This is a genomic window from Sphingomonas sp. BE138 (assembly GCF_031456125.1).
Taxonomy (GTDB): domain Bacteria; phylum Pseudomonadota; class Alphaproteobacteria; order Sphingomonadales; family Sphingomonadaceae; genus Sphingomonas.
Genome location: NZ_JAVDUC010000022.1, coordinates 1 through 19,239, shown reverse-complemented (window position 1 = coordinate 19,239; position 19,239 = coordinate 1). Strand labels below are relative to the sequence as shown.

Sequence of the window (19,239 nt, the reverse complement as noted above, 5' to 3'; positions counted from 1 at the left end):
CCGGTGCGTTAACGGGGCGCGGTGATCGAGCCGGTCGTACGTCGGCCGAAAGAACGAGGGTTAAGGGTGCTGGGGTGCATGGGCCACGGTTGTGATTCCGTCAGAACGAAGACCAGTCTTCCTGCGCGGTCGGCCGCAGCGCGGTGACTCGCGGCGCCGAGCGCACCACTTCGAGCCTGGAACGCTGTCCGCCGACATCGTGACGCTGCTGGACCGGCCGACGCTCGCTCTTACCGGCAAGCGTGAAGCGCGCGACCTCCGCTGCCAAATCCTGCGCTTCCGAGGCCAGTGTGCGCGTCGCCGCGGTCGCCTCTTCCACCATCGCCGCATTCTGCTGCGTCACGCCGTCCATCTCGGAGATGGCGGAATTGACCTGCTGGAGACCGATCGCCTGCTGCTCGGCCGAGGCGGCGATCGTCGAGACGATCGTGTTGATCTCCTCAACGCGGCCGATGATGCCGCGCAGCGCCGACCCGGTGGCGCTCACCAGCTCGACCCCGGCCTCGACCTGCACCGTCGAGGCGGCGATCCGCGCCTTGACGTCCTTGGCCGCATCCGCCGAGCGCTGCGCCAGCGCGCGCACCTCGGAGGCGACGACCGCAAAGCCCTTGCCTGCGTCCCCGGCGCGCGCCGCCTCGACGCCGGCATTGAGTGCCAGCAGGTTGGTCTGGAAGGCGATGCCGTCGATGACGCTGATGATCTCGCCGATCTCGACCGACGTGCGCTCTATCCCGTCCATCGCGGTCACGGCGCGCGCGACGATCTCACCGGACGAATGCGCCTCACCGCGTGCCTGCAGCACCAGCGCGCTGGCCTTGTTCGCCCCCTCGGCGGTCTGGCGGACCGTGGCCGTGATCTCGTCCATCGCCGCGGCGGTTTCCTCGAGCGCCGCCGCCTGCTGCTCGGTCCGGCGCGACAGATCGTCCGACGCAGCGCGGATGTCAGCGCTCCCGCTGTTGATCCCGTCCGCAACCACCGACACGCTGTTCAGCGTCGAAGCCATTGCCGTCATGGCGGCGTTGAAGTCGTGGCGGACCGTTTCGAACTGCGCGGCCAGCGGCGCGTTGATCTGCAACGTCAGGTCGCCCGACGCCATTCGTCCGAGCCCGGAGCCCAGCGCGTCGACCATCGCCTGCGAATCCGCTGTGTCTCGTCGGATCGTCTCGGCATTGTCGCGGAAGACCCGCATTGCTCGGCTCATCCGTCCGACACAGTCGCGATGGTGGGAGAACAGGATGTCAGCCTCGAGATCGCCCGCCGCGAGCGCTTCCATCCGCACCACGGTCGTGACGTAGGGGTCGCTGATCAGCTTGCCGCTGTACCAAGTCAGCAAGACCGGTAGCGAGGCCAGTGCCGAGCCGCCCAGCATGATGCTCCACACCTCGGTCGCTGGCGACATCGCCGCCATGTAGATCAGGCTCAGGCTCAGCGCGGCGACTAGGATCTGGAAGGCGACGACCACGCGGAATTTGACGCGGATCGGGGCGTTGTTTCGGAACCAGGCAATCATCTTCGTACTCCTACCAGCCGGCAGAACTAGCGACGCTCAATAAATTTCCATTGGCGAATTAGTGATTTGCCACGATCTGTGTAATCGAAGACGCGTGGTTAAATTGCTTACAAGTATTCCAAATCACCTTAACCACGTAGAGGAGCTGTGGCGCTCTTATACCGAGGCCAACTGGCAACGGCACACACCTGAATATTCATTATTAAAGTATGTTTACTGCTACAAACGGAAGGGGGAATGCCAAAATTGCTAGCGACTGATTAAAACGCTTCAGTTGCTATGGAGCGATAAGGGAAATCCACGGTTTCCCGTTCTGCTCCTGATCATCGGAGGCAAGCAGGAGTGCTTTCAGTAGGCCTGGTGCGGGTTTAAGCGCTTCCAGCCTCAATGCACCCGAGGAGCGAGGAGCACCAAGACGGAGCTATGCGCCCCCTCGCAGCGACGTGTCTACGAAGCGCCGGACACCAATTGCCCGAACCGTTCAGGGCCCAAAACACGCTCACGCTAGCCGTCGTGATGAAGATGAACAAGCGTCGGCTGTTGGGAGCCCTGCGAACCGACAGGGCGTCCGTTTGTGGGTCTATCTGCGGCGGGGCTCCGGCTGAAATGATCGCGAAGATACAGCCAAGCACTTTTCGTTTAAGAACGACAAGCTTCTCTCCGCGTACATCCCTCCTCTATCTTCTGCTCTGCCGGGGAGTAGCATTGTTGTCGCTGCGATGATCGGCCTGCGACCTCTTCTCTACCGCCTGACCGTTGCGAGACGCGACATGTTCGCGAGCGTCAGGCTTCGCTGGGTTTTGCATCTGCGGCTCCCGCGATCATCGCTTTTCCTTGATCGGATAGACGATAGTGGCCCGGGCGCACCCGCTCGAACCAGCCGTAGACGTTGCGCGACAGAATGGTGCCGGCGTCCTCCGCCAGGTGGCGCAGGTCACGCGGCCGCGCGCCGACCTCGCGCATTGCCGCCGCGCAGGCGAGCGCGCGCTGGCGATAGGCGGTCATGATCGGCTGGCGCGACGAACCCCCGGCGTTCGGGTCGCCCTCACGCATGGTATGCTCCCTCACGAGCCGGCGGCGCAGCGGCAGATCGGGGCGGGGCCGGTAAGGCACGGGCTCGCAGAGAACTACGACCCGCTCGAGACGCAGGTCGACCGCGAGCAAGCCCACACCCAGCAGGCGGCACAGGCGTGAGACCCGCTGGTCCTGGTCACGCCCCCGACGCGAGGCGGCCACCGCGAGATAGACGATGTCGGCACCACGCATCCGCTCGACCGCCTGAAGGACCAGTTCGAGCGTGAACGATAGCTTGAGCTCCGCAACCACGATGAGCGGCGGCTCGCCGGCGCGAAGTCCGACCGCGTCGCAGCCGCAGATCTCGCCCTTTACCGTGAAGCCCTGTGCCTCAAGAAAGGCTTTGACCGGAGCGTACAGCGCGGTCTCGCGCCAGGTAACGCTGCGAACCGGTCGGTCTGTCGCGTCCGCCTCACTCATGCCGCGCCGCGCACCGCAACGGCCAGATCGCGCCGGACCGGGCCGACTGCTGCGACGAGCTTGCCGCCGGCGCTGTCGGCGCGCGTGCGGCTGACAACCGCGCCCGCGCGGGTGTCGTAGCTGACGACGTCATAGGCGCCGTCGAACAGCCCCGGAACGCGGAGCAGGGTGGCGTCCGCGTCGTCGCGCGCGCGGATCGTTCCGTCGGCGCTGATCGCGTCGGTCCGCACGAGCCATGCGACTGCCTGTCGGGCATCGCCGCAACCGATCGTCGCAACGCCGCTATCCGTGCAGGCCAGCTCCGCGGAGAGATTGCGCCGACGAAAGCGGGCCCAGTCGATGTGCGGCAGGAAGTCCGTCAGCGCTCTCTGCGCCTCGCGCATGCCGGGGGTGAGGACATGCGGGTGACGGTTGGGCCAGCGCATGCCACCGCCCGCGCCGCCGCTCGCCAGGTGCGCCCATTGGATGTGACGAAAATATTCGTCGTCGAAGGCGCGCGGCAGCGTCCGCTTGCGGTCTTTGAAGCTGTGGATCGGGCCGTGCTCCGAATCGAACACCGGCCGCGCCGGTCCGGCCGCGATCACGGCGTCACGCATTAGCCGGGCGGCAGCGAGCGCAGGCGCCACGGTGTCTCGCGGGTCGTCAATCGTACCATGCTCGTAGAGGTGGGTATTGGCGAAATCGAGCGACGGGTGTCGGAAGATCGGCGCGACCAGCGCAGGGTAGCGGATCAGTTCGGGGCCAAAGATCGAGACGGTCTGGAGATTGGCATGGCCGAGCCGCTCGCGCTCATGCGCACGCAGCCATGTCGAGAGGTCGTCAATGAAGGGTGCGACCGCTGTGGGGTCGTTGCCGCCATGTGCCGGGTGGATCTCGTTCCACAGGTCCCACGCGAACAGCGCCGGACTGTTGCCCCAGCGGTCGCTCGCGAACGCCAGCCGTTGCTTGATCGCGCGCCGCGTATCAGGACAGGTCAGCCACGTGTCGCGCCCGGCGCAGGGCCCGCCGTTTTCGCGCGCATAAGGGTGACGCTGCCAGCGAATCCACATGAAGAAAGTGTCGTATGGGGTGAGCAGCACCCTTAACCCGATGCGCTCGAGCAGGCGGAACAGGTCGTCCCACAACCGCAGCATGGCGGGTACGAAGCGTCCCGTGGGACGCTCAAGGTAGCGATGCTGGCTGTGGCAATATTCCAGCATGAGCCGGATGCAAGTGACGCCGTGCGCGCGCAGTCCGAGCAGGTGCCGTTCCACTGCCGCAAGGTCCCGGCGTCGGAATAGCGGCGCGAGGTCCGGCCACGTGATCGCGTCATTGTGCCCGATCGGGGTCCAGGACGTGCCGTCCTCGGTCATGAAATAGGGCGAGCCGGGCACCACGCGGATGCGGGCCATCGCCGGGGCGAGCGAACCTAGCGGAACATGCACCGGCGCTGATTAGTCAGTCCGGCCCGCCGGCACCACCGAGAAATCGCCGCAGCGACACGCTGGAGTGGCTTCCTTGATATCGAGCAAGCACTTTCCCATCCGCTGAGGACGGATCGGCACCTCTCCGGTCACAGCTGTTAAGCCGACCACGCACGACACACGAGCTTCGGCACTCGACCTGGACCAGTGTTGATGGCGAGCGTCCGAGAGCTGCTAGCAGCCTTCGTCTGGCTCTCCTTGTCACAAGCTTTTCTGTGTCTAGCTGAAAGGAGCCTGGTCCTGATATGAACTGTGTATTTGCTTGCAGACCAGCTGAAAAGATGTCGTAAATGGAGGTGGCATTGATTTTAGTCGCCCCGGCAAACGGGCGTGCTATGGCTTCGTGCTCAATCAAGGTCCAAGGCTCGCGTCCTTGATGACGCCGTTACTGTGGCAGAAGTCGCGGGAACTCGGCAGGAACTTCGCGCGCAAGGAAGCCGATCGGGCCGCTGGTTGTCGCCACGCGTCGGCCGCTCTGACCGTGCAGCCACACGCCCCAACCAGCCGCTACCAAGGGACAGCTTCCTCTCGAAAGCAATCCCGCGATCGCGCCAGCGAGGACGTCGCCCGAGCCGCCGGTGGCAAGGCCGATACCCCCGCCGCCGTAATGCAGGGCGGCGCCGCTGGGCTCGGCGATGATCGTGTCGCTCCCTTTCAGCACGACGACGGCGCCGAAGTGCGCGGCGATCTCGCAGGCCCATCGTTGCGGTTCGTCTGTGACCTGCTGCTCGTCGCAGCCGGCGAGGGCAGCCATCTCGCCATGATGAGGGGTCAGGATGATGCGCCCTGCAAAGGGCTTTGCTTCGTTCCGCAAATCGTTCAGGCACCCGATTGCCATTGCATCGATCACCACGGTAAGATCCCGTAGCGTCGTCCCGAAGACGAGCCGGAGCAGGTAGGCCGCTGCACCGGCATCGCCGATACCTGGACCGAGCACCAACGTGTCGCATCCTTGCAGCGGAGCTGCCAACGCTTCACCGGCTTCGGCGATCTCGCCTTTGGCGTCTTCCGGCAACGCGATCGATGCGGCTTCCGGCACGAGAAGCCCGAGTTGCAGGGCCAGCGACCGGGGTGTCGCCATCTGAAGCTTGCCGGCGCCGACCCGGAGCGCCGCCTCGCCCGTCAGACGAAGCGCGCCGGGCACCATCCGAGACCCGCCTATCGCAAGCACGCGTCCGCGGCTGTTCTTGGTGGTGCCCTCACCGTGAACGGGTGCGGGATGGGCCGCGATCCATTCGCTGTTAAGCGGGGTCGGTGCTTGGCTCATCCTCGCACTCCTGCCGCTCTGTCCGGTTCGGCCGTCGCTTTCACCAGATGGGAAACAATATTGTAGCCGGTCAGGACCATGCCGCCTTCTTGGCCGGTGGCCGGGTCGAACCGATATTCAGTGACCGAGCCGTTTGCGACGTCACCCTCCCGATCGATCGCGAGGATCCGTTCTTCGGACAGGTTTTCGATGATGTACCGCAGGCACAGGACGACGACCTGATGCGCGACGATCATCACCCTTTGACCGGCATGGTGCAGAGCGATCGTGTCCATGACGGATCGTAGCCGGAAGATAACGTCGCACCAGCTCTCCCCGCCGGGCGGCCGATGGTAGAATTTACCGAGCAAGCGACGAAACTCGGCCTGCTCGGGATAAATGGCGGCGACGCCGGCGACGGTGAGGCCGTCGAGGACCCCGAACTCCTTTTCACGCAGCCGCTCGTCGACGCAAATTGGTGTGTCTGCGGCCGCACCGCCCGACGAGCGGAACAGCGTGGCGGTGGCGCGGGCGCGGTCGTACGGCGAGGACAGGATCACCTGAGGGCGTTCGTCAGAAGCGCGCCCGGCGAAGGCTTTGCCGAGCGCCTTCGCCTGATCCTCGCCGCGTTCGGACAGGGGGATGTCGACGTCGCGGGTTGATAATGCGATGCGCTGTGCTCCCTCGGCGAGCGCGGCATCGCGCGCGAGGTTACCTGCACTCTCGCCGTGGCGAACGATCCACAACGTCCTTGGCCACCTCGCCGCCATCATATCGGTAATCTCTTTGGCGCAAGTTAATGATTGTTAGGCGCCGAACGCTCTCGCACGCACCGCCCGGCAAGTTCATGTCTGTTGCATCGTAAAGCACGCGTGATGCGACTCTGTTCCAGGATTGACGATGGCATTATGTTGATCTGGCGCAAAGTCCTGCAACGCTGTTGATGAAGATCAGCATTTTCGCGCCGGAACTATAATTATGCGCGATGCTTGACGGATTGCTATCGATCATCACGCAACCGGTGAGTCCGGGAAGGGCAAACGCACATGCTGGCGATGAATTATCGCGGACCTTATCGCGTCCGGGTCGAGGAAAAGCCGATGCCCGCGCTGCTGCATCCGGAAGACGCGATTGTCCGCGTGACCCGCTCGTGCATCTGCGGTTCCGACCTTCACCTGTATCACGGCATGGTTCCCGACACGCGGGTCGGCATGACCTTCGGGCACGAGTTTTGCGGCATCGTCGAGGAGGTCGGACCGGAGGTCCGCGCTGTGAAGGTGGGCGACCACGTCCTCGTGCCGTTCAACATCGCCTGCGGCAAGTGTCATTTCTGCCAGCAGGGACTGTTCGGCAACTGCCACGAGTCCAATGCGCAGGCGACCGCGGTGGGCGGCCTCTTCGGCTACTCGCACACCGCCGGGGGCTATGACGGCGGGCAGGCGCAATATGTTCGCGTTCCTTACGCCGATGTCGGCCCGATGGTCATCCCCGACTGGATGGACCCGGATGACGCCGTGCTGCTCACCGATGTAGTGCCGACCGGCTATCAGGCCGCAGAGATGGGCGGCATCCAAACGGGCGATACCGTGGTGGTATTCGGGGCCGGACCGGTCGGCCTGATGGCGGCGCGGTCCGCGTGGCTGTTTGGGGCCGGCCGCGTAATCGTTATCGATCATCTCGACTATCGGCTGGAATTCGCCCGCACCTTCGGACCGGCCGAGGTCTATAATTTCCGCGAGATCGACGACGTGGTCGTCTTCCTGAAGAAGCAGATGGATTCGCTGGGAGCCGATGTCTGCATCGACGCGGTCGGCGGCGACGCCGCGGGCAACGCGATACAGACGCTGATCGGCACCAAGCTGAAGCTCGAGGCCGGCAACGCGATCGCACTGCATTGGGCGATCAACTCGGTCAAGAAGGGGGGGGTCGTCTCGGTCGTCGGCGTATATGGTCCGACCGGCAACGTGATCCCGATTGGCAACGTCGTGAACAAAGGCATCACCATTCGCGCCAATCAGGCGTCGGTAAAACGCCTGCTGCCACGGCTGGTAGAGCATGTCCGCGTCGGCCACATCGAGCCAAAGGCGATGATCACGCACCGCGTGCCGCTCGCCGATGTCGCCGACGCGTACCATATGTTCTCCGCGAAGCTGGATGGCTGCATCAAGCCCGTCCTGCTGCCGAACGGCGCGTGAAAGGAGCACCATGATGAGCAAGGCCCTGATCAATCCGGCCACGGTGCCCGGCTGGGGAGTGGACGCCGACCCGCAGAACGATCCGACGTACCCGATCCGCCATATCGGGGATCAGAAGACGCGTGGGCTGACGTGGTGCCGGCCTGCGCTTCAGCGACCCGACGTCGAGATCCTTCGTTCGATCGAGCACAACCGGTTGCCTGCGGTGGTCGGCACGTCGACGCCGCCGAGCGGCCTCAGCGGGATGCTGCGCCGCTACGCCTTCCGTCGCAGTGAGTCCGACTGGTGGCACTGGCTGCTGTTGATGGGAGCGGATCGCGTCAACGTGGTGGAAGGCGTGGTCGACGACCTGCGCGGGGGAGCGGTCCCGAACATCCCGGCAGAAATGGGTATCGGCGCCGAATGGCAGTACAATCGCGCGCGTTTCCTAACCAAGGTCGGCGCGGTCGCGGCGGCGTCGCTGGCGGCGATCCTGATTGTCCGTGCCAGAAGAACTGACGCTTCCGACGCCACCCCGGCGCCGGAGCGTCGCTGGATCACGGGTGAGGCTCGTGAAACGGCATTGGGTGAAAAGCTTCATACGTCTGAACGTGGCGGCGCATGACAGCCAAACCTGGCTAGATGATGGCGGCGCGGGTTTGACCGGTCTTCTACAGCGTATAGCTTACCTGTCCCGCGGCCACGCAAAACAGCCGGCACCTGCGATGGAGCGGCCGACCATCAGCATTCGGCCTAGCACCGTCAAACCAAATGCACCTGCTTGTAATCGGGGCCGGGTAGGGCAGGGGGATGCCACGCCCGCGCAAGCCAGCCTCACCGTTTCGCTACTTCAACTCGTCGCCGGAGGTGATCCGGCTGGTGGTGCTGATGTACGTGCGCTTCCCGCTGAGCCTGCGGAACGTCGAGGACCTGCTGTTCGAGCGCGGGATCGACATCTGCCACGAGACGGTGCGGCTTTGGTGGAACAGGTTCGGTCCGCTGTTTGCCGGCGACATCCGCCGGCAGCGGGTGAGCCGGATGGGCCGGTTTCGTCACTGGCGCTGGCACCTGGACGAGATGTACGTGAAGCTGAACGGCGAGATGGTCTACCTCTGGCGAGCGGTTGATCATGAAGGCGAGGTGCTGGAAAGATACGTCACCAGAACCCGAGACAAGGCAGCCGCGCTTGCGTTCATGAAGAAGGCGCCGAATCTCTACGGCTCGCCCGAGGCGATCACTACCGATGGTCTGCGCAGCTACCGTGCCGCGATGAACGAGCTCGGCAACGCCGAGAAGCAGGAGGTGGGTCGCTGGGCGAACAACCGGGTGGAGAACAGCCACCTGCCGTTCCGACGACGGGAGCTGGCAATGCAGCGCTTCCGGCAAATGAAGACGCTGCAAAAGTTCGCCTCAGTCCACGCCAACGTCCACAACCACTTCAGCCTGGAATGCCACCTCATCGATCGACAGACTTACCGGGAACGACGCTCCGCCGCACTGGCGAAGTGGCAGGCGCTCGTCAGCTGAACGTCGCCGTCAAAGACGAAAATGCATCGTGTGGAGAGCGGTCCGCATTAGACTGACAGCACCGTCTGAACCCTAGCAAAGGCCTTTTAAGCTGATGGCCACCAGCTGCGCGTCAACAAGCCAAGCTGACCGCATGTCCCCGCAACCACCGCCATGGAACTCGACACGCCGCCCTTCCGGGCGGCGTTGTCGTTTATGGCCCAGCCGAGCAAATTCGCTACCTTCGCCACCACCTCGGCCTCCGGGCCATCCGCCTCGTCCGGGTAGATCGTCACGCTCTCGATCAGCGTCGACAGCAGCGCCGCGGCTTCCGTGCGCATCGTCTCGTCATCCAGTGACGTGCGAAGTTCGGCTACCTTTCGGCTGAACCGCTCCCGAAGAACCAAGCACGTCGGCATCGGCATGGCGGGTGTCCCGTGTGCCTCTTTCCGCGCGCGGCGGGTGAGCTGCGCCTTCTCCGCTTCGCGGACGGCGATCATCGTCTGCAGCGCAGGACTGGCAACGCCGATGAGCAGGTTCTGGTAGAGGTTCTCCAGCTCCGTGGTCAGCTGGCGTAGTCGCGCGGCCGTCGCATTGTCCTGACGCCCTTCCTCCGCAACGAGGCGGCGCGTCTCCCGTTCGAATTCCATGACGAACAAGGGCGCATGCTCTTCGGTCAGGAGATGATGCTGCAGCACCGCCAGGCTCGCGTGCTCCAACGGCTCCTTGCGTACGGAGACCCGATTGCTGCACGCGCCGCGCTCTTACTGGCCGGCACAGCGGTAATAGTCCTTGCCGCTGATCGTGTAGTTGGCTCCGCAGCAGCTGCACCGGATGAGACCCGATAGCAGATGTCGCGCCGGGGGGCGGCCGGCGGATGAGTTTGCCTGCGGCGCTCGCTTGCGACGCTCTATCTCGCTCCGAGCGGCCTCGAACAAGCCGTCGTCGATGATCCGCAGGTCGGGAACCGCGACCTCCACCCATTCTGATTGGTCGCTGAGCCGATAGCGGCGTTCGCGCCTCTCGCTATCGGGGTTCTTGCGCCATTGTCGACGGCCCCACACCAGACGTCCTGCATAGAGCGGATTGTTGAGGATGCCGACGAGCTTCTTCGGGTCGCCGCGGATCGTCGAGGCGTTCCACTGCCCACCACGCGGCCCCGGCACGCCCTCTTCGTTCAGGCGCGTCGCGATCTGGATTGAGGACATTCCGGCTGCGAACCACGCGAAGATCCGGCGGACGATTCCGGCCTGCGCTTCGTCGATTTCGAGCAGCCCTCGCTGCAACTCTCCGCTCGCGTCCAGTCGAACCATCCGCTTGTAGCCATAGGCTCGGCCACCGGCGAAGCGTCCGGCGAGTACCGCGGCTTCCATGCCGCGCAGCGTCTTGTCGACGAGATGCTTCAGGAAGATCGAGCCGAGCAGACCTGCGACTGCGAACTTGATCTCGTCGACATGGCCTTCGCTAACGGTATGGAGCTGGACGCGGTGATAGGCGAGCTTCTTGCCCAGCCAGGCCACGTCCTCTGCATCACGTGCGAGCCGGTCGAGCGCCTCGCAGGCGATGATGTCGATATCGCCCGCTTCCACCGCACGCAGCAGCTGCTGCAAGCCTGGGCGATCACGGCGATAATCCGACAGCTCCGGATCGAGCCAAGTCGCCATTACCGTACCGCCCAGATAGCCGACCAGCGGCGCACAGGACGCGACCTGGTCGGCATTTGATGAGGCAGCCTGCATGGCAGTCGAATGGCGACCGTACAGTGCAATACGGCGGGGCAGGGCGGTGAGCATGGCCTATTGTTTCACAGCCGCGGCGGCACGGGAATCCCGCAAGCGCGCATGATGTTCGGCCGCCGCTTGCCTCGCCAACAGGCGCACGAGCTCGGCAAGCGCCTGTCGCGACTCCGATGTCTGTGCCAGTATGATCCGTGCGGCGGCCATACCGGCGTTGTGGGACGGCTGGAGCGTTCTGTGCACAAAACGCACATCGCGTTATGTCACATCGTATGACGATGAACCGGTCTCTCGCCAGAATGCGATTGCCCGAAGGCTTCAGCCATCTGCGACCTGATCTCGGGAAAATCCTCAAGGATCATCGTACGGGCGTGAGCGGCACTGTAGGGCCAGTCAGTCAGGAAGCTCTCGCGGCCAGTGTCGGAATGACCCGCGCCGCGCTGTCGCGGATCGAGAATGGTGCGGCGATCATGCCGGGCGTCATGTCAGCAAACTCATGTTCCTGTGATGTTCTTGCGAATCACGGCGTCATCGTCGTAGCGTAGGGCCACCGCCGATCGACGGCGCACCGACATTGAAGGAGCCTTGGCATGGAGCACGATCTCCTGCTGCGTGCGGCTACGCGCCCGATCTATGACGCCTGCTACCCGAGTGATGATTGGTCACCGGTGCGCTTTGACGAGGCCGAGCGGTGCGGGACGGTGCATTACCGTCAGGCTGTCGACGCGGCGCTTCAGGCACGTGCGGTGCTGGCGGTTCGCGGTGAGCAGTTGCCGCTGCCGGCGCTCGCATAATCAGCGAATGTGGTTGGCCCGCCCAAGACCCTGTACGATCTACGCAAGGTAGAAGCGTCAGTCCGCGTCACCTGTAGCACCTGCGGGTCGGTGAAGACGTACGATCTGGAAGAGCTGATCTACACCCGGCGCTTTGAGCGGCGTTCGATTGAGTGGCCAGCCGTTCAGGCCGACCTGCTATGTATCACCTGCGGGCACATCCGGCGCGACGTTCACGTGACTGGCGTTCCGTTTAGGGCCAACGATCGTGAGCTGCGCCACCGCCGAGCTGAGACGCTGGTGATGAATCTGGCGCTGACGGTCCTCCAGGACGTAGCGAGGCGCGCGAGGACCGATGACCCGCGCACGCCGGTGACACGCCTCGCCTTGCGCGTGCTCCGCCCGTACCTTGCCGATCGCTCGGTGCTCATGCGCTTCTGGGAAGAGGCGGCAGCGGGGCATGGTCAGGCGTTCAGTCATGCCCAGCTAGCGCACCGCTGGATCGTCACGGAGCTGGTGAAGCGGGGACACGCTGTATGGGCAGAATTCAGGTAACCAGAATCGTGTGGGTGGGCACGTTGGGAAGGCCCACCCGACCGATCATCAAAAACCGTAGCTTACTCGGGCATATCCGAACCGACCTGGGACGTCGTAGGTAGTCGGGTCGTAATTGTTGAGGCTGCACGAGAAGCAGGCGGGCGGATCAGTATCGAAAACATTATTGACGCCAAGTGTCAGCGCGACCCGTTCGCCGACCCAGCTCGGGCGGAAGGTAAGCTGGACGTCGCCATAGAAGCGCTGGTCAAGACGGTTACCGCCTTGGTTCTCGATCACGTTGTCGATGTAGCGTCCGGTAAACGCCGCCGCGACAGGGCCGATGTCCCAGTCGAGCGTCGCCTGACCCTTGAAGTGCGGATATGCTTGGTCCGGGCTGCCGCGCTCCTTGCCGAGGTAGGAAGTGGTGGTCGTCCCGTTGGTGGCGGGCACGATCTCCTCGTATTTCAGCAGGTAGTTGCCGCTGAGCGACAAACCGAAGGTGCCGGCGCCGGTACGACGTGTGCGCAGCGTCAGCGTGGCGTCGATGCCGCGAGTCCGGATGCCGCCGGTATTTAACAGCACGCCGTTGATCGCCGAGATGAAGCCGTTCGGCGTGCGGTTGACGGCGGCGCACGACAGCGCATCGCCTGCGGTCGCGCAGCGCCCGAGCAGCACCTCGGCCGGGATCGACTGGATCGCGCCGTCGACCTTGATGGTGTAGTAATTAACCTCAAGGCTGAGCGCATTGGCGAAGCCGCCGCGCGCCCAAGCCGGGCTGTAGACGCCGCCGAATAGCCACGTCGTCGCCGTCTCCGGCTGCAGCGCGCGATTGCCGCCGGTCTGGACGCTGATCTGGCCGCCCTGCGGCTCGACGTAGCTGCCGTTGGCGGGCACGCCGTTGGCGATGCAGTTCTGTCGCACCGTCGCGTTGCTCTGGAACAGCCCGCCCGCCGCGCTGGTGCACGGATCGTTGAGCGTCTGGTCGAAGCGCGAAACCGCGCCGAACAGCTCGCCGATCGACGGCGCACGGTAGCTTTCCGCATATTGGCCGCGCAACAGCAGGTCGCTGACGGGCTTCCACAGGCCGCCGCCGCTGAACGTCGTGTTGCTGCCGAAGGTCGAGAAGTCCGAATGCCGCGCGGCACCGTTCAGCTCCAGCAGCTGCATGAACGGCAGATCGCGCAGCAGGGGCAGGCGGACTTCGCCGTAGAATTCGTCGACATTGAACTGGCCGCTTGCCGCCTGCGCCGGGATGTCGGCACCCAGCCCGGCCTGGATGACCGGATCGGGGGTGAAGCTGCCTTCCTGATCACGGTGCTCGTAACCCAACGCCACGCCGATCGGGCCGCCCGGCAGGTCGAACAGCTCGCCGCTGACGTTGACCGTATAGTCCTGCAGGCGCTGCGAACTGCGCGAACGCTCGTCGAACGCCACGAACGCCAGCATCTGCGGCGTAATCGAGCCCTGGCCGCCGAAGATGTTGAACGGCACGCACTCGCCGGTGCAATTGGCGACGGGGCCAAGCGCCTGCGCCAGCCGCGCGGTATTCAGGTTGCCGGTGAACAGCTGATGCGCGTCGTTGGCGCCTAGCACCGCATTGGCATCATAATACCAGTTCTTGCCAAATAGCGAGAACTTGCCGTCGATCGTGCCGGTGACCGTGAAGGTATCAACCGTCTGGTTGTAGGTGCGCTGCCCGGCCTCGACGAGGCGCCGCCCGATCAGCGAATAGGTGGCGGGCTGGCCGTTCGCGCCCGAGTTCAGCGTGCGGCCGAACGGATTGAAGGGGTTGGTCGCGTCGATCGAGATCGTGTCGAGCAGGTTGCCGTTGCCTGCGTCCGGCCCGATGTTGAGCGGCAAGAACGCGGCCTGGTTCTGCGATGCGCGGTGCGCCCAGGTCGCTTTGAAGCGGACGTTGAACGCCTCCGAGAACTCGGCGCGGGTGTTGATGAAGCCGCCATAGCGCTCGTTGGGGGTCAGGAAGTAGTTGAATGGCGCGAAGTTGAAGCGATCGGCGTCGGTGAAGCGGCGGAAATCCCCGCCCGCCAGGGTCGGATCGTACACGCCGCGCCCATTGAGCGGTGCGTTTCGCACCGTGATCGTGCCGCCGGCCGGCAGCGACGGATTGCCAGGGCTGAACACGACACGTCCGTTCAGCGCTGCACCCGAGCAGCCACCCTGCGCGCAACTCGTCTGGCCGGGGTTGGGGAATTGCGAGATTGAGCGATCGGCGGCGCGGACCGGATCCTGCTTGGTATAGAAACCGCCGACGTCGAGGTGGAGACGATCGGTGCCGCCGCCCCAGCTCAGCTGGTAGTTCTGCGTGTCGCCGTCATTGTAGCGCAGGTACTGGCCATATTGCGCCTGCGCCCGAAAGCCCTTCTGATCGGACTTCGTGATGATATTCACCACGCCGCCGATCGCGTCGGAGCCGTACAGCGCGGAGGCGCCCGATTGCAGCACTTCGACACGCTGAATCATCACGTCGGGAATTGAATTGAGGTCGACCGTGCCCGGTATGCCGCTGGCGCTCGCGCCGTTGACGTAGCGGAGGCCATCTACGAGCACGAGCGTGCGCTTGGCGCCAAGGTAGCGCAGGTCGATCGCCGCCGAGCCCGCGCCGACACCGCCACCATCGGGCGGATTGCCGAAGTTGCCCGAGTTGTTGAATTTGCTGTTCAGCCCGCCCGACGAGGCAGGGATGCGTTGCAGTACGTCGGCTACCGACGACAGCCCGGTCTTTGCGATCGCGGCGTCGTCGATGGTGACGACCGGCGAAGGATTATCGAGCGGATCGCGACGGATACGCGAGCCGGTCACGACGATGTCGCCGCCCTCGGCCGCGGCCGCTTCAGTCGGAGCTTGTTCGGGAGCGGCTTGCGCATGCGCACCAGTCGGTAAGGCCGCGGCAATGATGAGCGCGAAGAAGCTGGTACGTTGAGCAAGAATCTGCCGCATATGATCCCCTGTTTGAGGCGCTTGCATGAGCGCCTGTCGTTGAAGATGAACGGCGATGAAGCCCCCGCGCAAGATTGTTAAAGCCATTCGCGCTGCTCGGCGCACCTTCTATCGTTAGGTGTGGTTAATATGACACATTGCAGCTCGCACTCATGTGCTGCCGGTGATCAGCCAGCTTGCAACGATGTTTGAGGCGTTGGTACGCAGATGTGTAATCGCTACCGTATGACCGAAGCGCAGATCGCGCTGGCCGCCCGTTACGGCGTCGAGGCACCTTTCCCGCCCGATCACACGATCCCGCCGCCTGAGCTGTTCCCCGGCAAACTGGCCTATGTCGTGCGCCAGGAGGACGGCGCCCGCACACTCGACGTGATGCGTTGGGGCTTCCCGCGGAAGGTGCCGGGCAAGCGCATCGACAAGGTGACCGGCAAGCCCGTGCTGCTGGACACCAAGGTCACCAACGTCAGGAAGTACACGTCGCCGTTCTGGAAGTCGGCGCTGGCGAACCCTGGGCGTCGGTGCCTCGTCCCGTTCACCAGCTTCAGCGAGTACGGTCCCGGCCTGACTGGCAAGCGCCCGCTGTTCTGGTTCGACGTACCCAGCCAGCCGATCGTCAGCTTCGCAGGCGTGTGGCGGCCGGTTGACGGCGGCGCGGTGTTCGCCTTTCTGACGACCGATCCGAACCCGCTGGTGGCGCCGATCCACCCCAAGGCCATGCCGGTTCTGCTCGACGAGGAAGATGAGGAGCGGTGGCTGACGTGCTCGTTCGATGACGCCGTTTTGCTGGCCAAGCCATTCCCGTCTCAGTTGATGACGGCTCGACAGGACGCCGCCACCGTCGCCAAGGTGGATGAGGATGCCCGAGGCGCAGGTCCGCTATTCAGCTAGCGCGATCGAGTGCTCAATTGCATCGGCCTGCTTGACGCATATCAGCAACTTATCTGGGCACCGCCGTCAGATCCGTGCGTTCGCGGCGCATGGAGTTCACATCAACTTCATCGAACGATCGGCTGCCTGAGAACGACATGGATGTGCTCGGACAAGGGCTTGCGCGCGGCTTGCGCGTTCGAGGTACGATCGAGTTTGACGATCTTCTTGCCTAGCTAGATCAGGTCGGCGGTAGCTAACTGCGTCGAGGCGAGGGGGTAGATAGATAGGCCTGCCCTAGGTGTTCAGTCCCGGCATCTCATGGATCGGGTCGACGATAAATCGATCTGACTCTGACTCTGACGCCCAAGAGATCCGCGAGGGCGTTCTGATTTCGGCACCGCGACAGAGGTCGGAAACGTCTCGATCGAGGCATGCCGTATCGGAACGTTGAGGTGGAACGGCGTGGCCTTGCGCGGCGCCGAGTTGACGCAACCGCCGCGAGTCGCGCCAAGCTATCTCGATCACATCGAGGAACGGGTGTGGTGTCGCGCAAATCATGTGAAGAGATGAAGGACTTTGAAGCGATGTCTGGCGCGATAAAGTCGCAGCGTAGTTTGTCACTGCAAAGGTCACGATATCAACGACTTGCCAATGGTGTTGCGTCAGCATTCTGCCATCGGCAACGTGGCCTGGAACCAGGCAGCGATGGTGCGCGACGCTGGGCCCGGACAGATGAGGTCCCCGGTGACGAAATAATGGGAACGGCATCGTGAACGGGAAGATTGAAACCGCGTTCGTCGAGACCGACGAGCTGATCGTCAAGCCGGCATTCGGCCGGCTCGCCGCCAGCCATATCGGCGAATTCCTACTGAAGCGGGGTTTGCGCTGGCAGCGGATATTGGATGTCGACCGCGTCGATACGGTGATCGTCCAGGCGGTGATCAGCGCCAATCTGGCCTATCTTCCGATCAGGAGTGCGGGGCTTGATGTGTCGAACGAACAACGGCGTGCGACGAGCGTTCTCGCGGTTTCCTCGTCGATGGGCCTCAGCTACGCGACGGTGCGTAATCGCATGCGGTCTCTGGGCGAACGCGGCATCATGCTGCCGCGGGGTAGCGGTTATGTCGTACCGGTTAACCCGATGATCTGCGGCGATCCGGGCTCGCTTGCGGAACAGGATTTCGCGGCGATCCAATCATTGCTCAACGTCATGCAATCTCAAGGCTTCCAATCGCTTCCGAAAACCAGCCGCACTGCCAGCAGCGCGCGTGTCGGCCGGGCCATCGTCGAATTCGCAGTGCGCAGCCTAGAGGGCTTCGCGGAGCAACACGGCAGCATCACTACCGGCAGCATATGGGCGTCGATCATCGCTGCCAACGTTCGCGGCTTGCTGTCCGGTGCGCAACTGCCAGATGGTTACGCCCAGGCATCGCAACCGCTCCCAGACAGCGAGCGGAGACCAGTGTCGCTGCGCAAAATCGCGTCCGAGGTCAACCTGCCCTTCGAAACCGTGCGACGCCACGTGGCGACAATGGTGAAGCGCGGTTCGGTCGATGTTGACAAGCGTGGCGTGATCGTCCCGGCGCGGGCGCTGACCACCCCGCAGCAGATCGCACGCAGCCGGCTTAACATCGGCTATCTGCGACGCCTGTTTGACAGCCTCGATAGTGTATGATGCAGCCGGGCTCAGCTTGCGCTACTCATCGCCGAGCCGGGGCCTCAACCTACGAAAGCGAGCGTCACCATTTCGATTTAGAATGCTAGCCCGTCCAATTGAGCAGGTTGAGCTGAGCGTCAGCGCGACGAACCTGTCCGATTCCAACGCCCTTGTAGGTACACTCGACGCGTAGATGCCCGCGAAAAACGTCGCGCTGGCGAGCACGCTGTACGGTCGCCTGGTCTCTACCTCCGTCCGGCTGTTCTTCTGACCCCGCCCCGCGCTCTCTGACGCGATGCGCTGGGGGAGCGGGGCGGTGACTGATAGCGTCCTTATCGGCGATCGTAGCGACGCACTCGAGTGGCTGCGCGAGCTAAAGACCAGGCGGTCGTAGTCCGCCGGCAGGCGCACGACCTGCGATGCCAGGGCTGCCTGCGGTGATCTCCTCCAGGCGCCGTTCCTCGGCTTCCAGGTCGTTCATCGGCGTCATCGGCATCAGTCTTGTTCGCCGGCAGATGGTATCATTTCTTCGGCGAAGAGTATGCCTTCTTAAGTCAAGAGGAGCAATCGGCGCCTTGACTGTTGATGACAGTTCCCTCGGTCAGACAAAATCGAGTTCTGCAACGGCTAAATCCTGTCCTCGCAACCACCGCCATGGAACTCGATACGCCGCCCTTCGGGGCGGCGTTGTCGTTTATGGCCCAGCCGAGCAAGTCCGCTACCTTCGCCACCACCTCGGCCTCTGGGCCATCCGCCTCGTCCGGGTAGATCGTCACGCTCTCGATGAGCGTCGACAGCAGCGCCGCGGCTTCCGTGCGCATCGTCCCGTCATCCAGTGACGTGCGAAGTTCGGCCACCTTTCGGCTGAACCGCTCCCGAAGAACCAAGGACGTCGGCATCGGCATGGCGGGTGTCCCCTGTGCCTCGTTCCGCGCGCGGCGGGTGAGTTGCGCCTTCTCCGCTTCGCGGACGGCGATCATCGTCTGCAGCGCAGGACCGGCAACGCCGATGAGCAGGTTCTGGTAGAGGTTCTCCAGCTCCGTGGTCAGCTGGCGTAGTCGAGCGGCCATCGCATTGCCCTGACGCCCTTCCTCGGCAATGAGGCGGCGCGTCTCCCGTTCGAATTCCGTGACGAACAGGTGCGCATGCTCTTCGGTCAGGAGATGATGCTGCAGCACCGCCAGGGTCGCGTGCTCCAACGGCTCCTTGCGTACGGAGACTGAGCAGCCCCCACCGGGTGGTCCGGGTTGTCAGTTAGTGCATTGTGGTCTTCGCCGCCATTGCCGGGCGTAGGTGGAGCGAAGCGGAACCGGAG

At 63.9% G+C, this 19,239-nt stretch carries 17 protein-coding genes; 8 read left to right on the top strand and 9 right to left on the bottom strand.

The window, feature by feature from the left end:
* Window positions 1-100 precede the first annotated feature (100 nt).
* The 5 genes from J2Y58_RS18100 to J2Y58_RS18080 all read right to left on the bottom strand — a co-directional run bounded on the left by J2Y58_RS18100 (window position 101) and on the right by J2Y58_RS18080 (window position 6,486).
* Window positions 101-1,510, bottom strand: coding sequence for a methyl-accepting chemotaxis protein (locus J2Y58_RS18100; protein WP_310106311.1), 1,410 nt, complete (start codon window positions 1,508-1,510; stop codon window positions 101-103).
* Between the two features lie 783 nt (window positions 1,511-2,293).
* Window positions 2,294-3,004: a DUF2161 family putative PD-(D/E)XK-type phosphodiesterase gene (locus tag J2Y58_RS18095; RefSeq protein WP_310106308.1), complete on the bottom strand. Its 711-nt coding sequence runs from the start codon at window positions 3,002-3,004 to the stop codon at window positions 2,294-2,296.
* Window positions 3,001-4,395: a hypothetical protein gene (locus J2Y58_RS18090; RefSeq protein ID WP_310106306.1), complete on the bottom strand. Its 1,395-nt coding sequence runs from the start codon at window positions 4,393-4,395 to the stop codon at window positions 3,001-3,003. The genes J2Y58_RS18095 and J2Y58_RS18090 overlap by 4 nt, the downstream gene beginning before the upstream one ends.
* A gap of 457 nt (window positions 4,396-4,852) precedes the next feature.
* The gene (locus J2Y58_RS18085) at window positions 4,853-5,734 is read right to left on the bottom strand and encodes an NAD(P)H-hydrate dehydratase (RefSeq protein WP_310106303.1); all 882 of its coding nucleotides are present in this window, start codon (window positions 5,732-5,734) and stop codon (window positions 4,853-4,855) included.
* Window positions 5,731-6,486, bottom strand: a complete 756-nt coding sequence (locus tag J2Y58_RS18080) for a histidine phosphatase family protein (RefSeq protein ID WP_405053132.1) — start codon at window positions 6,484-6,486, stop codon at window positions 5,731-5,733. The genes J2Y58_RS18085 and J2Y58_RS18080 overlap by 4 nt, the downstream gene beginning before the upstream one ends.
* A gap of 327 nt (window positions 6,487-6,813) precedes the next feature.
* Between J2Y58_RS18080 and J2Y58_RS18075 the strand changes: the two genes are divergently transcribed.
* From J2Y58_RS18075 to J2Y58_RS18065, 3 genes are all read left to right on the top strand, one after another.
* On the top strand, window positions 6,814-7,908 hold the full coding sequence (locus J2Y58_RS18075; RefSeq protein ID WP_310106301.1) for a zinc-dependent alcohol dehydrogenase: 1,095 nt from the start codon (window positions 6,814-6,816) through the stop codon (window positions 7,906-7,908).
* A gap of 13 nt (window positions 7,909-7,921) precedes the next feature.
* The gene (locus J2Y58_RS18070; RefSeq protein WP_310106298.1) at window positions 7,922-8,512 is read left to right on the top strand and encodes a hypothetical protein; all 591 of its coding nucleotides are present in this window, start codon (window positions 7,922-7,924) and stop codon (window positions 8,510-8,512) included.
* 185 nt (window positions 8,513-8,697) lie between these two features.
* Window positions 8,698-9,414 (top strand): IS6 family transposase, encoded by a 717-nt coding sequence (locus J2Y58_RS18065; protein WP_310106295.1) that lies wholly within the window; start codon window positions 8,698-8,700, stop codon window positions 9,412-9,414.
* Window positions 9,415-9,500: 86 nt separating this feature from the next.
* Here J2Y58_RS18065 and J2Y58_RS18060 read toward each other — a convergent pair whose 3' ends face one another.
* Both J2Y58_RS18060 and J2Y58_RS18055 read right to left on the bottom strand, forming a co-directional pair.
* Window positions 9,501-10,112, bottom strand: a complete 612-nt coding sequence (locus tag J2Y58_RS18060) for a hypothetical protein (protein ID WP_310106292.1) — start codon at window positions 10,110-10,112, stop codon at window positions 9,501-9,503.
* A 45-nt stretch (window positions 10,113-10,157) separates the two neighbouring features.
* Window positions 10,158-11,186, bottom strand: coding sequence for a recombinase family protein (locus J2Y58_RS18055; protein WP_310106289.1), 1,029 nt, complete (start codon window positions 11,184-11,186; stop codon window positions 10,158-10,160).
* A 221-nt stretch (window positions 11,187-11,407) separates the two neighbouring features.
* Here J2Y58_RS18055 and J2Y58_RS18050 point away from each other — a divergent pair, with 221 nt between their 5' ends.
* The 3 genes from J2Y58_RS18050 (at window position 11,408) to J2Y58_RS18040 (ending at window position 12,457) form a co-directional block, all read left to right on the top strand.
* A complete protein-coding gene (locus J2Y58_RS18050; RefSeq protein WP_310106286.1) occupies window positions 11,408-11,674 on the top strand; it encodes a helix-turn-helix transcriptional regulator in 267 nt (88 codons plus the stop codon).
* 45 nt (window positions 11,675-11,719) lie between these two features.
* Window positions 11,720-11,923: a hypothetical protein gene (locus tag J2Y58_RS18045; RefSeq protein ID WP_310106283.1), complete on the top strand. Its 204-nt coding sequence runs from the start codon at window positions 11,720-11,722 to the stop codon at window positions 11,921-11,923.
* A 90-nt stretch (window positions 11,924-12,013) separates the two neighbouring features.
* Window positions 12,014-12,457 (top strand): hypothetical protein, encoded by a 444-nt coding sequence (locus J2Y58_RS18040; protein ID WP_310106281.1) that lies wholly within the window; start codon window positions 12,014-12,016, stop codon window positions 12,455-12,457.
* Window positions 12,458-12,505: 48 nt separating this feature from the next.
* Here J2Y58_RS18040 and J2Y58_RS18035 read toward each other — a convergent pair whose 3' ends face one another.
* Window positions 12,506-15,397 (bottom strand): TonB-dependent receptor domain-containing protein, encoded by a 2,892-nt coding sequence (locus tag J2Y58_RS18035; protein WP_310106278.1) that lies wholly within the window; start codon window positions 15,395-15,397, stop codon window positions 12,506-12,508.
* Window positions 15,398-15,604: 207 nt separating this feature from the next.
* Between J2Y58_RS18035 and J2Y58_RS18030 the strand changes: the two genes are divergently transcribed.
* Both J2Y58_RS18030 and J2Y58_RS18025 read left to right on the top strand, forming a co-directional pair.
* Complete coding sequence (locus J2Y58_RS18030; protein ID WP_310106275.1) at window positions 15,605-16,285, top strand: SOS response-associated peptidase family protein; 681 nt, start codon at window positions 15,605-15,607, stop codon at window positions 16,283-16,285.
* A gap of 751 nt (window positions 16,286-17,036) precedes the next feature.
* Window positions 17,037-17,942, top strand: coding sequence for a hypothetical protein (locus tag J2Y58_RS18025; RefSeq protein ID WP_310106272.1), 906 nt, complete (start codon window positions 17,037-17,039; stop codon window positions 17,940-17,942).
* A gap of 536 nt (window positions 17,943-18,478) precedes the next feature.
* On the opposite strand, the gene J2Y58_RS18020 is transcribed toward J2Y58_RS18025, so the two are convergent.
* Window positions 18,479-19,123: a hypothetical protein gene (locus J2Y58_RS18020; protein WP_310106269.1), complete on the bottom strand. Its 645-nt coding sequence runs from the start codon at window positions 19,121-19,123 to the stop codon at window positions 18,479-18,481.
* Window positions 19,124-19,239: the final 116 nt, after the last annotated feature.